Genomic DNA, 12,787 nt, shown 5'->3' on the forward strand with positions numbered 1-12,787 from the left:
GGTGTAAACTCTGCCAATCAATTAATATAACTACATGTTTTATAATGACATTGTTAACAATACCATTAATTTCACAGAGTGAATAAAATTAGCGCACTTGTTATTTTTAGTAACAAAATTACAATTTTAACTTTCAAGCTTATTTTTTCAACAGATTAAGTAAACAAGGTAATAAGTTGTTAATTATCACGCTAACTTGATAAAAAACGCCGTCTTACACGCATTTCTCACGACAATTCAACTTTCCGTCGCAAAAAAAGATTTTGGTAATTTTCGGTCGTTTTTTCTTCAATTTCTTTTAATGACAGATTTTTTAGCTGTGCGATATAAGCAGCAACCTCAACAACGTAGGCCGGCTGATTTTGCTGACCACGGTGTGGAACCGGCGCAAGATAAGGGGAATCAGTTTCAATCAGCAAGCGTTCCAAGGGCAGCGCCTTCACAACTTCTTTCAATTCTGTCGCTTGTCTAAACGTGACAATTCCTGAGATAGAAATATAAAAGCCAAGCTCCATAGCGGCTTGTGCAAAGGCAAGATCTTCAGTAAAACAATGGATAACACCACCGCACCTTTCTACCCCACCATCACGGAGCATTTCAAGAGTATCGGCCCGGGCATTCCGTGTATGAATGATCAAAGGTTTGTTAAGGGCAACGGCGGTTTCAATGTGCTGTGAAAACCGTAACTTCTGTAACTCAGCCGTTTCCGGCTGATAGTGATAATCTAGCCCCGTTTCGCCAATCGCCACCACTTTGGGATGACTCGCGTATTGATGGAAGCGGGTCAATTCAAAATGACTTTCAACGTCAAGTGGATGAACACCACAAGAAGCATGAACATTATCAAAGGGCTGAATAAGCTCTAACATTGGTTCAAAAGAATCCAGCGTTACGCCAACAGAAAGCAATTGCTTAACATTGGCTTGACGAGCTTTTTCTACTACATCAGCAACATCGATATGGAGCGTATCGTAATCAAGTTTATCTAAGTGGCAGTGCGAATCTACAAACATGTTTTCTCATCATTAAAGTTAAATAGCCAATCGCTGATCAGTAGCTCGCTATTGAGCCCACTAAACGTCTTTAGTTCTTCCATTAAACGAGTTAATGCCTTGGTTTGGCGATAAAGTACTGGGTAGCTGATCTGTTTTGCTAATCGAAGGCTAATAGGAAGCTGCTGCTGTTCAACCACGCCAAATTGTACCTTTTGCGTATCGGTCAACATGGTCCACAGCCAAGCCAAATATTGGGTAGGCGCCTCATTAATCTGCTTCACACAAGCGGAAATATCGGCACAGGCATTGGTTAAGCAATGAGCAATATTTTGCTCAAAAGCCTGATATTTTGCTAACTCTCCCGATTGAATAAACGCCAACGTATTTAGTGGTGAATAACCATTTAAATGCGCCGCATAAGGAGGGACAGGTTGCGATGTCTGTTCACTTAACCAATGCGAGACTTGTTCACTGCTCGGTGGTGTCAGCACCGTTTTTTGACAGCGACTGATAATGGTTGGGAGTAATGGGTTGATACGAGAGGCGACAAGTAAGAAAAAACAATTGCGCCCCGGAGCTTCTAACGTTTTGAGCAGTGCATTCGCTGCTGATTCATTCATGGAATCGGCGGGATTAATAACGATAAAGCGAGCACCAGAAAGCTGCGCCGATTCTTGAGCCAACTTATTGCATTGCCTAATTTGATCAACGGTAATCGCCTTCCCCTCTTTTTCAGGCGAGATCAGGTGAAAATCAGGGTGACTACCAGACTTCATCAATTCGCAGCTATGACAAAACCCACACGCTTCTGAATGGCTATGCGAACACATCACTGCTGCACTCAACTTCTCAATAAGCCGTTCAGCGCCCAGCCCTGAGGGAGAAACGAGTAAGCTTGCCGCAGGGAACTGCTGGTTATTGAGGCTGGTTTGCCACTGAAGCCAATAGCCTGCTAACCAAGGATACAGATCATTTATCATTAATTTGTTACTCAATGTTTAGCTCTAGTTTCTCTCTAGCATATTGGTTTCTAGAAACTGGTTTAACGCTGCTTTGATAGAGAATGCCACCGCTTCTATTGTTTGTTCAGCATTAATCACGGCCACGCTTTCATCTTCCTTAGCTAGGGCAAGGTAACGTTCACGCGTGCGCTCAAAAAAACCAATATCCATTTTTTCGATACGATCAAGCTCACCTCGACCTCTGGCTCTTTCTAAACCGATGCTCGGATCTAGGTCCAAATAGAGAGTAAAATCTGGCTTAAAATCACCTAGCGTTACCTTTTTAAGGTTTTGCATCGTTTCTAGCGGAATTTGCCTCCCACCACCTTGGTAGGCTTGAGAGGACATATCATGGCGATCACCAACCACCCACGAACCAGCCGCAAGTGCAGGCTTAATCACATTTTCAACCAATTGAACACGAGCGGCGTACATTAATAACAGCTCAGTCATATCCTGAAGCACTTCACCTTCATGCTCTTCTTTGACTAAGGCGCGCATTTTTTCTGCTAAAACAGTTCCACCCGGCTCACGAGTATGAGTGATATTTGTCACGCCGAACTCAATAAGTGTTTCTCTAATGGATTGAATAGCAGTGCTTTTTCCTGCGCCTTCTAAACCTTCTACAACAATAAATTTAGCATTCATGACTGGGTTCTTAACTGTTTTAAATAAGCGCGAACAGCGCGATTATGTTCATTCAATGTTTTAGAAAAAACGTGTCCACCAGAGCCACTGGCAACAAAATACAAATAATTACTCTGCTCTGGGTTTAATGCCGCTTTGATTGAGGCTTCCCCCGCCATCGCAATAGGCGTAGGAGGTAAACCAAAAATAGTATAAGTATTAAATGGCGTCGGTGTTCTTAAGTCTTTTTTACGAAGATTGCCATCGTAGGCATCGCCAAGCCCGTAAATGACCGTAGGATCAGTCTGTAGCCGCATCCGTTTATTGAGTCGATTGACAAAAACGGAGGCAATGCGCCCTCGCTCTGAAGCAATAGCCGTTTCCTTTTCAATAATTGACGCCAAAATCAACGCTTCATAAGGCGTTTTAATTGGCAGATTTGGCTGGCGATTGGCCCAATGTTGATCGAGTATTTTCTCAAGACGTCTATTGGCCCTTTTTAGGATCTCAAAATCGGTCGTTCCAAAAGGGAAATGATAAGTCTCCGCTAGAAACAGTCCTTCAAGCTTTTGCTGCTCAATGCCTAATTTTTGGGCAATGTCGGCTTCTGCCAAATCAGCTATCGTGTTTGTCACACCTTCGGTTTGTGCAAGCAGAGCTCGCCACTCATTAAAGCGGCTCCCTTCGACAAAGGTAATAGAAAACTGATGCTCTTTACCGGATATCACGTCACTTAAGAGATCGATCAATCGAGCTCCGGGTTGTACTTGGTAAGTTCCCGCCTTAATTTTGGTTATTTCAGGATGCAGACGTCGCACTAACTTGTACATCGAAAAATCCGTTATCCATTTTTTCTCATTCAATAGCGTTAATACGCCATTAAGGCTTGTACCAGATTTTATGGTCACGACTTGCGATGAAGGAAGCGATAGAGGCTGTTCTAAATAAGCATCTACCTGTCGCTCAATGTAGAAATATCCAGCTCCAACGGCGATAATGATCAGTAGTAATACAACGAGGATTCGATTAATCACGAGTTAAAACGCTCCTGAAAATAGCGTGTTATGTTACCAATAGGGAAAATCGTATTTGCAATTGCCGTGACAGGCGCAACGCCTAATAAGGAGTTAGTAATAAACACTTCATCTGCCGACAATAACTCTTCTAATGAGAATGCTCTCACCTCAACCTTGAGATCGGTAGCCGCCGCCAATAATACACGACGAATAACCCCAGCTACGCCTGCATTGTCTAAGCTTGGCGTACATAACCTACCCTCTGACACCCAAAAAATATTTGCAACCGTAGTTTCTATGACATGCTCATTGATGTCTAGCGCGATGCCGTCAGCGTACCCTTTTGCATCCATCTCTGACTTCAATAAAACTTGTTCTAGTCGATTGTTATGTTTGTGACCCGCCAATAATGGCGAGAGTCCCATCCGCTGTTGGCATACACCAAGCTCGATACCATCGGCTATCCACTGACCATAATGGGCTGGATACTCAAAGGTACTGATAGTGACTTGAGAATCGCCAACGTTAGCAGGGCTATAACCCCGACCACCTTGTCCGCGGCTAATATGAATTTTCACACCGGATTTTGCGGTACTAGGAACGATCGTTGAGAGCCAATGTTCAACTTGCCGCCAATCAGGGACGGGAATAGCTAAACACCGCAAACAAGATTCCATGCGTTCAACGTGCATATCCCAATATTGAAGCTCACCAGCGCAAACGAGAATCGTTGTGAAGCAACCATCCCCATACTGAAAAGAGCGATCAGTAAGAGATAGAGTGTCACTAGGTTGTCCATTTACCCAAAACATCGTGCTTACCCCACAAAAAGAAACGGCTCAATGCTAAGCATCAAGCCGTTCAAACTCAAGTGTCACAACCGCAATCATTAGATTTTTTTGAAAATCAACGAGCCGTTCGTACCACCAAAACCAAAAGAGTTACAGATTGCATATTCCATACCTTCCACTTTGCGGGCAGTGTGTGGAACAAGATCAATGCCTAAACCTTCTTCTGGATCATCAAGGTTAATGGTTGGTGGAACAATTTGGTCAACTAATGACATAACGGTGATAATGGCTTCAACAGAACCAGCCGCGCCTAGCAAATGACCAGTCATCGATTTAGTAGAAGAGACAAGAACTTGTTTCGAACCTTCTTCACCTAAAGCGCGCTTAACACCTTTAATTTCCGCAACATCACCAGCTGGAGTCGAAGTACCATGCGCGTTGACGTAACCGATTTGAGTACCTGTTACGCCCGCATCACGCATCGCGGCTTCCATCGCTAACGCACCGCCTGAACCGTCTTCGCTTGGTGAAGTCATGTGATAAGCATCACCAGACATACCAAAGCCAACTAACTCAGCGTAAATCTTCGCACCGCGTGCTTTAGCATGTTCATATTCTTCAAGAACCATAACACCCGCACCATCGCCTAGAACAAAGCCATCACGGCCCTTGTCCCAAGGACGAGACGCTTTTTGCGGTTCATCATTACGCGTAGACAATGCTTTTGCTGCGCCAAAACCCGCCATGCCAAGTGGTGTCGATGCTTTTTCTGCACCACCTGCCACCATCGCATCGGCATCACCGTATGCAATCATACGTGCCGCATGGCCAATGTTATGTAAACCTGTTGTGCATGCGGTAGAAATAGCGATATTTGGACCACGAAGACCACGCATGATAGACAAGTTGCCTGAAACCATGTTGACAATCGTTGAGGGTACAAAGAACGGGCTCACTTTACGTGGGCCTTTTTCTACCAAGGCATGATGACCAGTTTCAATCAAGTCAAGACCACCAATACCAGAGCCGATAGCAACACCGATTCTTGGGGCATTTTCTGGAGTTACTGTGATACCAGAATCATTAAGTGCTTGGATACCCGCCGCAATACCGTACTGGATAAAGAGATCCATCTTACGGGCATCTTTTTTAGACATATACTCTTCGCAGTTAAAGTCTTTGACTAGACCTGCAAAACGAGTTGAAAAATTGGTGGTATCAAAATGTTCGATATTAACGATACCGCTTTGACCAGCTAGCAGGGCTTTCCAAGAAGATTCTACAGTGTTGCCTACCGGTGACAACATACCCATGCCAGTGACAACGACACGACGCTTGGACACGATCATATTCTCCGGAGTTGAAAAGTTCTATGAGAGGTATAGAAGAGTTAGAAAAACTCAGGCGGCCAGAGGGCCGCCTGGGGAGAGATATTACTGAGCGCTGTTTACGTAGTCGATTGCAGCTTGAACAGTAGTGATCTTCTCAGCTTCTTCATCTGGAATTTCAGTATCGAATTCTTCTTCTAGAGCCATTACTAGCTCAACTGTATCTAGAGAATCAGCACCTAGATCTTCTACGAAAGAAGCTTCATTCTTTACTTCTGCTTCGTCTACACCTAGCTGTTCAACAATGATTTTCTTTACGCGTTCTTCGATGTTGCTCATGTTTTCTTTTCCTTTACAGATTTCGCCTAATGCGATGGTTCCGTAGTTTATTCTAACTAGGGAAAGTTGCAAGTGGGTCATTGCTGGTCAAACCACAATTTTACCGATTTTAACCGAAATTAAGACCATTTTTGACTTAAATCATGCACAAATGTTGCGCATATAGTTAGCAAGTTTTACACGTTGTTGACAATAGCAAAGCCTTTATTTCATCAATAACGTTCAAAAACCAACTTATACCATGTACATCCCGCCATTTACGTGCAAAGTTTCACCCGTAATGTAGGCAGCCTCTGGAGAAGCTAAAAATACCACTGCCGAGGCAATTTCGCGTGGATCGCCTAAGCGGCCAGCTGGCACTTGGGCTAGTGTAGCAGTACGTTGGTCATCATTCAGCGCTTTTGTCATATCTGTTTCGATAAAACCTGGCGCAACTGTGTTAACCGTCACACCACGAGATGCAACTTCACGAGCCATAGACTTAGTAAAGCCAATTACGCCCGCTTTTGCCGCTGCGTAGTTGGTTTGACCAGCGTTACCCATAGTACCGACCACAGAGCCCACATTGATGATGCGACCATTGCGCTTTTTCATCATGCCACGTAGCACCGCTTTCGATAAGCGGAAGATAGATGTTAAATTGGTATCAATAATATCTGACCATTCATCATCTTTCATGCGCATTAATAGATTATCACGAGTAATCCCGGCGTTATTCACCAGAATGTCGATCACGCCAAACTCGTCATTGATGGTTTTCAGCGTCGCTGCGATAGATTCCACATCCGTCACGTTCAGCGCTAGGCCTTTACCATTATTACCAAGATATTCACTGATTGCCGCAGCACCGCTTTCGCTAGTCGCCGTGCCGATCACTGTTGCACCGCGTTCAACTAATAATTCAGCGATCGCTCGGCCAATACCACGGCTTGCGCCAGTCACGAGAGCAATTTTGCCTTCTAGGTTCATCATCTATTCTTTCCTTTGATTACTTAACGGCATCAAGTGAAGCAATGTCATTCACTGCTGCTGATTCAAGCGATTTAATAATGCGCTTAGTCAGGCCTGTCAAAACTTTGCCTGGGCCAACTTCAAGCAGCTTTTCTATGCCTTGCTCACTCATCAACTGTACACATTCCGTCCAACGAACAGGGCTGTATAGTTGACGAACTAACGCATCTTTAATTTTGGCCGGATCAATTTCTGCTATTACATCCACATTGTTGATAACCGGAATTTGTGGTGCATGAAATTCAATCGATTGTAATGCAACCGCTAACTTGTCTGCTGCTGGCTTCATTAAAGCACAGTGAGAAGGAACAGAAACTGGCAATGGCAGCGCGCGCTTTGCTCCGGCCTCTTTGCATAACTGACCCGCACGTTCAACTGCATCTTTGTTGCCTGCGATGACAACTTGGCCTGGCGAGTTAAAGTTAACTGGTGAAACCACTTCACCTTGAGCAGCTTCTTCACACGCTTTTGCTATCAGCTCATCATCAAGACCGATAATAGCCGACATCGCACCTACGCCTGCCGGAACGGCTTCTTGCATTAACTGACCGCGCAGCTCTACTAATTTGATGGCTTGCTTAAAGTCAACTACACCAGCACACACCAGTGCGGAATACTCACCCAAGCTATGGCCAGCAAACAAGGCTGGCTGCTCTAAACCTAGGCTTTGCCATAGCCGCCAAAGGGCAACAGAAGAAGCGAGTAATGCCGGTTGAGTACGAGAGGTTTGGTTAAGATCTTCTACTGGGCCATTTTGTACCAATGCCCATAAATCATAACCCAGCACTTCAGAAGCTTCGGCAAATGTCTGTTGAATGACATCATACTGCTGACCAAGTTCTGCAAGCATACCAACTGATTGCGAGCCTTGACCTGGAAATACGATAGCAAACTTGCTCATTGTTTGTTTCCTTAAGTAAAAACAAGAGGTTGAACCAACCCCTTAAAATAAAAATCTATCCGCTTAAAACTTAACGAGTGCCGAGCCCCAAGTAAAACCACCACCGAAGGCTTCAAGCAATAACGTTTGACCACGTTGAATTCGACCATCTCGTACGGCTTCATCGAGCGCGGTTGGGACGGTAGCGGCAGACGTATTACCATGGCGATCAAGCGTTATTACGACTTGGTCAAGTGACATCGATAGTTTTTTCGCGGTCGCGGAAATAATGCGATAGTTAGCTTGATGAGGCACTAACCAATCTAATTCTGATTTGTGCATGTTATTGGCAGCAAGCGTATCTTTAACAAGCTTAGAGAGTTGCGTCACTGCCACTTTAAAGACTTCATTACCCGCCATATAGAGCCATTTATCAGCATCACCACCACGCTCTGGAACAGGTAAACTCAAGAGCTCGCCAAACTCACCATCAGAATAGATATGAGTCGACAAAATTCCTGGCTCTTCACTTGCACCAATAATGACGGCGCCTGCGCCATCACCAAATAAAATGATTGTCGAGCGGTCTGTTGGATCGCAGGTTTTAGACAAGGCATCAGCACCAATGACAAGAATGTTTTTACACATACCCGATTTGATGTGTTGATCTGCAATCGATAATCCATAGACAAAACCCGAACAAGCCGCCGCTAAATCAAAAGCGGGACATCCTTTGATGCCAAGCTTACCTTGCACCTGACATGCTGCCGAAGGAAATGCATGGCTACTGCTGGTTGTTGCAACAATAATCAGATCAATATCGTTTTTATCAATGCCGGCCATTTGAATGGCATTTTGCGCTGCATAGAAAGCCATATCCGCAACGGTTTCATTCTCCGCGCAAATGCGGCGCTCACGAATACCAGTACGGGCAATAATCCACTCATCGCTTGTCTCTACCATTTTCTCTAAATCTGCGTTGGTACGCACCTGAGATGGCAAGTAGCTGCCAGTACCTAAAATTTTGCTATACATGAAGACTAATAATGCCTCTCGAGTAAAACCGCTTCCAAACGATCGCTTATACGGCTGGGGACTTGTCGTTTGACCTCGTGTACCGCTTCGGAAATCGCATTCACGACGGCGAGTACATCAGCACTTCCATGACTTTTTATGACAATGCCGCGCAATCCTAACAAACTTGCGCCGTTATACTGGTCGGGGTTCAATGTTTTTAGTTCAGTAAATAATGAAGAAAACAGTTTTCGTGCAATCCAACCCTTTATGGATGAGCCCAAAAGTTGGCTTTTTAACTTATCAATAAAGAGTTGTGCTGTGCCTTCACATGCTTTCAGGCAAACATTGCCGACGAAACCATCGCAAACAATCACATCAGCGACATCATCCAACAACTGATTACCTTCGATATAGCCGATATAGTTGACGGCCTGAGTTTGATTCAGCATTTCAGCGCAACGCTTCACTAAATCATTCCCTTTAATCTCTTCCGCACCAATATTAAGGATGGCAACTTTTGCAGAACGACCTAAATGCTGTTCGGCCAGCGCACTCCCCATGACAGCAAATTGAAACAGAGAATCTGCATCACTTGATACGTTCGCACCCAAATCCAGCATCCAAGTGCGTTGACCTGAAGCCGTCGGCAACGCTGAAACTAATGCAGGACGATCAATGCCGGGCAGCAATTTCAGACGAAAACGAGATAACGCCATGAGCGCACCTGTATTACCACCACTGACACAAGCATCAGCACGGCTATCAGAAACTAGGTCAATTGCGATGCCCATTGAACTTCCAGCACTATTGCGTAAGGCCAGAGAAGGTTTTTCGGAGTTAGAAATAACGCGGTCACTGTGCAAAATACTCAAGCGAGTATTAAGTTCATAACCTAATTGAGATAATTGATGTGTGATCAACACTTGATCACCAACGAGGATCACTTTGAGCTCTGGGAAATGCGACAGTGCCTGCACGGCGGCAGGCACTGTTACGCGAGGACCGAAATCCCCGCCCATTGCATCAAGTGCAACGGTTAAATATTGCAAAGGTCAACCTTACTTGCTGATAACCTTTTTGCCACGGTAATAACCGTCAGCAGTCATGTTGTGACGTAGGTGAGTTTCACCTGAAGTCGCATCTACAGATAGTGCAGATGTAGTTAGCGCATCATGTGAACGACGCATGCCACGACGTGCGCGTGATTTTTTGCTCTTTTGTACGGCCATTGACCCTACTCCTTTGTCTTAACCTATAACGAATTATCGTTTTAAGTTTTTTAAAACATCAAATGGATTCGGCTTTTCTTCCGCTAGTTCTTCTGGAAGTTCACCAAATACTAAATTGTCTGAATTAACGCTACATTCCGCTCTATCGTGCATTGCTACTTGTGGCAAATTAATGATGAACTCGTCTTCAACTAATTGTACAAGGTCGATCTCACCGTACTCATTCGGATCTACCAAATCGTACTCTTCCGGTGCGTCTTCATCCGTTTTACTCCCCAAGTAAGGAGTATACTTGAATTGGACTTCGCACTCATGTGCGAAAACCTTGTTACAGCGTTGACACTCTAAATCGACAGAGATGTTAGCTTTACCAGAGATAACAACTAGTCGCTGTTCATCAAGCCCAAATGACAATGAGACTTGTGCGTCGCGTTTAACGCCTGCGACTGATTCTTCTAAACGCTTAAAAAGACTGAGTTGGATGATACCATCACAATCAAGTCGTTTTTGAGCTGCTTTAGCCGGATCAATCGATCGCGGTATTTTTACCTTTTGCATAGGGCGCGAATATTATCTTCCAAATCGGTTTTAGTCAAAGAAAAAGGCAAAAAAGTTCGTTTTTTCCCCTTTCCACTGAGAGAATTATGTACAGCATGTCTGATTGATATATGCTGCGGTAAAATTCGCAGCAATTCTAAATCAAAATGCAAAATTACCAACTAGTTTTAGCATCTACTTCGCCGTTTCGGCAGCAATTACTTAAAAAGCTGGATCTACCTTTTGTTACCTGCTCGCCTAATTGCGACGAAACTCCGTTACCTGGTGAGCCCGCACAAGATCTGGTGACTCGTTTAGCGGAAACGAAAGCAAGATCTTACCATCCAAACCAACCCAGTTTAGTCATCGGTTCTGATCAAGTTTGCGTGATTGACGGTGAGATTATTGGCAAACCTCATACTCAAGAACAAGCCATTAAGCAGTTACTCAGACAAAGTGGAAAAGCCATCACTTTTTATACTGGGCTTGCGGTTTACAACTCAGTCTCTGGTCAATGCATGGTCACCATAGAACCCTTCACGGTTCATTTTCGCTCTTTATCTACCGAGATGGTGACGGCTTACGTGGCAAAAGAACAGCCACTACAGTGCGCAGGCAGCTTTATGTGTGAGGGCCTAGGCATTGCACTTTTTGAACGTTTAGAAGGTGATGACCCTAATAGTTTGGTTGGGCTACCATTAATTAAGCTAGTCTCAATGCTTGAGTCTCAAGGCATTACCGTTTTAGGATTATGATTAAAAGTGAGCGCCTTGATCTGCGCTCACTTTTATACCATGACTTCGACCATTACTTTATGTTTCTACTATGTTGCTACTCGTTAACGAATGAAAGCTGGCCTTAAGCGTTTCTCAATTTGACTAATGCTTGCTCTAGTTGAGTATCGAGTGGTGCATTAATGTCCATTAACGCCTCTGTCGAAGGGTGAATAAAACGAATATTGGCCGCGTGTAAGAATAATCGGTCAATGCCAAACTGTGCGGTATATGCGTCAAAACGGCGGTCACCATAACGATCATCCCACGCAATCGGGTGCCCTGTATACTGAGTATGAACGCGGATCTGATGAGTACGGCCAGTGATCGGACTGGCTTGCACCAAAGTTGCTTGTGCAAACTGTTCAAGGATCTTAAAGCGCGTTTCCGATGCTTTACCGTTTGGATTGACTCGCACAATGCTGTTCACTTCATTTTTCAATAGTGGCGCATTCACGACTTTACAGCTGCTTTTCCATTGCCCCATAACTAAAGCAAAGTAATATTTTTGAATCGTTTTTTCTCTAAACTGGGCTTGGAGATGACGCAGCGCGGAGCGCTTTTTAGCCACTAATAAAATGCCCGACGTATCGCGATCGATACGGTGCACCAATTCCAAAAAGCGAGCTTCTGGGCGCAATGCCCGCAGCGCTTCAATTGCGCCAAATTTCAAACCACTCCCACCATGAACAGCCGTACCGGAAGGTTTATTCAGAATAAGTAAGTGCTCATCCTCAAAAATAATGCAGTGTTCTAGCTCGGCGACTTTACTCAATTTGGTATTGGGTGTGTTGCTCTCTTGATCCGACTGTTCGAGAGTCACTGGTGGTATTCTCACCACATCACCAGCCGATAACTTATATTCTGCTTTGATGCGTTTTTTATTTACACGAACCTCTCCTTTGCGCAGGATTCGGTAAACCATACTTTTGGGAACGTTTTTTAATTGGTTACGCAAAAAATTGTCAATGCGTTGACCAGCCATATCTTCATCGATATCGATGAGCTGGACTTGGGTTCTAATTTCACTCATGGGCGCCATTGTACCACTGTAAATTGTTTAAATTCACATTTTCTTCGCCACAAAAAAGAATATTTTCATCTGCTGTTTAATGGCAAATTGGCGAGAATTACACCAATTGAAATGTGACTGTGGATAAAATTAAATATTACCCATTACAATTCTTACTTTAACAACTAAAACTCTTTGATAAACATTAAATTAGCCATCTAACTTTTAGAC

Annotated in this window: 15 protein-coding genes; 1 reads left to right on the forward strand and 14 read right to left on the reverse strand. The window is 44.2% G+C overall.

Annotated elements, in window-relative coordinates:
* Positions 1 to 227 precede the first annotated feature (227 nt).
* From AACQ42_RS14125 to yceD, 13 genes are all read right to left on the reverse strand, one after another.
* Positions 228 to 1,013, reverse strand: a complete 786-nt coding sequence (locus AACQ42_RS14125; RefSeq protein WP_094165927.1) for a TatD family hydrolase — start codon at positions 1,011 to 1,013, stop codon at positions 228 to 230.
* Positions 1,004 to 1,990: a DNA polymerase III subunit delta' gene (gene holB / locus AACQ42_RS14130; protein WP_094165928.1), complete on the reverse strand. Its 987-nt coding sequence runs from the start codon at positions 1,988 to 1,990 to the stop codon at positions 1,004 to 1,006. Before holB ends, AACQ42_RS14125 begins: the two co-directional genes overlap by 10 nt.
* 9 nt (positions 1,991 to 1,999) lie before the next feature.
* On the reverse strand, positions 2,000 to 2,644 hold the full coding sequence (tmk, locus tag AACQ42_RS14135) for a dTMP kinase (protein ID WP_094165929.1): 645 nt from the start codon (positions 2,642 to 2,644) through the stop codon (positions 2,000 to 2,002).
* Positions 2,641 to 3,657 (reverse strand): endolytic transglycosylase MltG, encoded by a 1,017-nt coding sequence (gene mltG / locus AACQ42_RS14140; protein ID WP_094165930.1) that lies wholly within the window; start codon positions 3,655 to 3,657, stop codon positions 2,641 to 2,643. Before mltG ends, tmk begins: the two co-directional genes overlap by 4 nt.
* Positions 3,654 to 4,451, reverse strand: coding sequence for an aminodeoxychorismate lyase (gene pabC, locus AACQ42_RS14145; RefSeq protein ID WP_094165931.1), 798 nt, complete (start codon positions 4,449 to 4,451; stop codon positions 3,654 to 3,656). The genes mltG and pabC overlap by 4 nt, the downstream gene beginning before the upstream one ends.
* A 77-nt stretch (positions 4,452 to 4,528) precedes the next feature.
* Complete coding sequence (gene fabF / locus AACQ42_RS14150) at positions 4,529 to 5,773, reverse strand: beta-ketoacyl-ACP synthase II (RefSeq protein WP_026028275.1); 1,245 nt, start codon at positions 5,771 to 5,773, stop codon at positions 4,529 to 4,531.
* Positions 5,774 to 5,863: 90 nt separating this feature from the next.
* On the reverse strand, positions 5,864 to 6,097 hold the full coding sequence (gene acpP / locus AACQ42_RS14155; protein WP_014204679.1) for an acyl carrier protein: 234 nt from the start codon (positions 6,095 to 6,097) through the stop codon (positions 5,864 to 5,866).
* A 234-nt stretch (positions 6,098 to 6,331) separates the two neighbouring features.
* Positions 6,332 to 7,066: a 3-oxoacyl-ACP reductase FabG gene (gene fabG / locus AACQ42_RS14160; protein WP_026027249.1), complete on the reverse strand. Its 735-nt coding sequence runs from the start codon at positions 7,064 to 7,066 to the stop codon at positions 6,332 to 6,334.
* A gap of 19 nt (positions 7,067 to 7,085) precedes the next feature.
* The gene (gene fabD, locus AACQ42_RS14165) at positions 7,086 to 8,009 is read right to left on the reverse strand and encodes an ACP S-malonyltransferase (protein WP_094165932.1); all 924 of its coding nucleotides are present in this window, start codon (positions 8,007 to 8,009) and stop codon (positions 7,086 to 7,088) included.
* A gap of 63 nt (positions 8,010 to 8,072) precedes the next feature.
* Positions 8,073 to 9,023, reverse strand: coding sequence for a beta-ketoacyl-ACP synthase III (locus AACQ42_RS14170; protein WP_010319117.1), 951 nt, complete (start codon positions 9,021 to 9,023; stop codon positions 8,073 to 8,075).
* Positions 9,024 to 9,028: 5 nt separating this feature from the next.
* Complete coding sequence (gene plsX, locus AACQ42_RS14175; RefSeq protein ID WP_017042562.1) at positions 9,029 to 10,054, reverse strand: phosphate acyltransferase PlsX; 1,026 nt, start codon at positions 10,052 to 10,054, stop codon at positions 9,029 to 9,031.
* Positions 10,055 to 10,063: 9 nt separating this feature from the next.
* Positions 10,064 to 10,234 (reverse strand): 50S ribosomal protein L32, encoded by a 171-nt coding sequence (rpmF, locus tag AACQ42_RS14180; RefSeq protein WP_010319119.1) that lies wholly within the window; start codon positions 10,232 to 10,234, stop codon positions 10,064 to 10,066.
* Between the two features lie 33 nt (positions 10,235 to 10,267).
* Positions 10,268 to 10,792, reverse strand: coding sequence for a 23S rRNA accumulation protein YceD (gene yceD / locus AACQ42_RS14185; RefSeq protein WP_010319120.1), 525 nt, complete (start codon positions 10,790 to 10,792; stop codon positions 10,268 to 10,270).
* A 146-nt stretch (positions 10,793 to 10,938) separates the two neighbouring features.
* Between yceD and AACQ42_RS14190 the strand changes: the two genes are divergently transcribed.
* Positions 10,939 to 11,526, forward strand: coding sequence for a Maf family protein (locus AACQ42_RS14190; RefSeq protein ID WP_094165933.1), 588 nt, complete (start codon positions 10,939 to 10,941; stop codon positions 11,524 to 11,526).
* A 103-nt stretch (positions 11,527 to 11,629) separates the two neighbouring features.
* Here AACQ42_RS14190 and rluC read toward each other — a convergent pair whose 3' ends face one another.
* The gene (gene rluC, locus AACQ42_RS14195; protein WP_029189776.1) at positions 11,630 to 12,577 is read right to left on the reverse strand and encodes a 23S rRNA pseudouridine(955/2504/2580) synthase RluC; all 948 of its coding nucleotides are present in this window, start codon (positions 12,575 to 12,577) and stop codon (positions 11,630 to 11,632) included.
* Positions 12,578 to 12,787: the final 210 nt, after the last annotated feature.

Origin of the sequence: Vibrio sp. V12_P9A6T4 (genome assembly GCF_963874835.1) — a bacterium.
Lineage (GTDB): Bacteria > Pseudomonadota > Gammaproteobacteria > Enterobacterales > Vibrionaceae > Vibrio > Vibrio anguillarum.

What these genes read in the sequence shown, in the direction of transcription:
- AACQ42_RS14125 (WP_094165927.1), bottom strand. Translation starts at nt 1,013, where the DNA reads ATGTTTGTAGATTCGCACTGCCACTTAGATAAACTTGATTACGATACG.
- tmk (WP_094165929.1), bottom strand. Translation starts at nt 2,644, where the DNA reads ATGAATGCTAAATTTATTGTTGTAGAAGGTTTAGAAGGCGCAGGAAAA.
- pabC (WP_094165931.1), bottom strand. Translation starts at nt 4,451, where the DNA reads ATGTTTTGGGTAAATGGACAACCTAGTGACACTCTATCTCTTACTGAT.
- acpP (WP_014204679.1), bottom strand. Translation starts at nt 6,097, where the DNA reads ATGAGCAACATCGAAGAACGCGTAAAGAAAATCATTGTTGAACAGCTA.
- fabG (WP_026027249.1), bottom strand. Translation starts at nt 7,066, where the DNA reads ATGAACCTAGAAGGCAAAATTGCTCTCGTGACTGGCGCAAGCCGTGGT.
- fabD (WP_094165932.1), bottom strand. Translation starts at nt 8,009, where the DNA reads ATGAGCAAGTTTGCTATCGTATTTCCAGGTCAAGGCTCGCAATCAGTT.
- AACQ42_RS14170 (WP_010319117.1), bottom strand. Translation starts at nt 9,023, where the DNA reads ATGTATAGCAAAATTTTAGGTACTGGCAGCTACTTGCCATCTCAGGTG.
- rpmF (WP_010319119.1), bottom strand. Translation starts at nt 10,234, where the DNA reads ATGGCCGTACAAAAGAGCAAAAAATCACGCGCACGTCGTGGCATGCGT.
- yceD (WP_010319120.1), bottom strand. Translation starts at nt 10,792, where the DNA reads ATGCAAAAGGTAAAAATACCGCGATCGATTGATCCGGCTAAAGCAGCT.
- AACQ42_RS14190 (WP_094165933.1), top strand. Translation starts at nt 10,939, where the DNA reads ATGCAAAATTACCAACTAGTTTTAGCATCTACTTCGCCGTTTCGGCAG.
- rluC (WP_029189776.1), bottom strand. Translation starts at nt 12,577, where the DNA reads ATGAGTGAAATTAGAACCCAAGTCCAGCTCATCGATATCGATGAAGAT.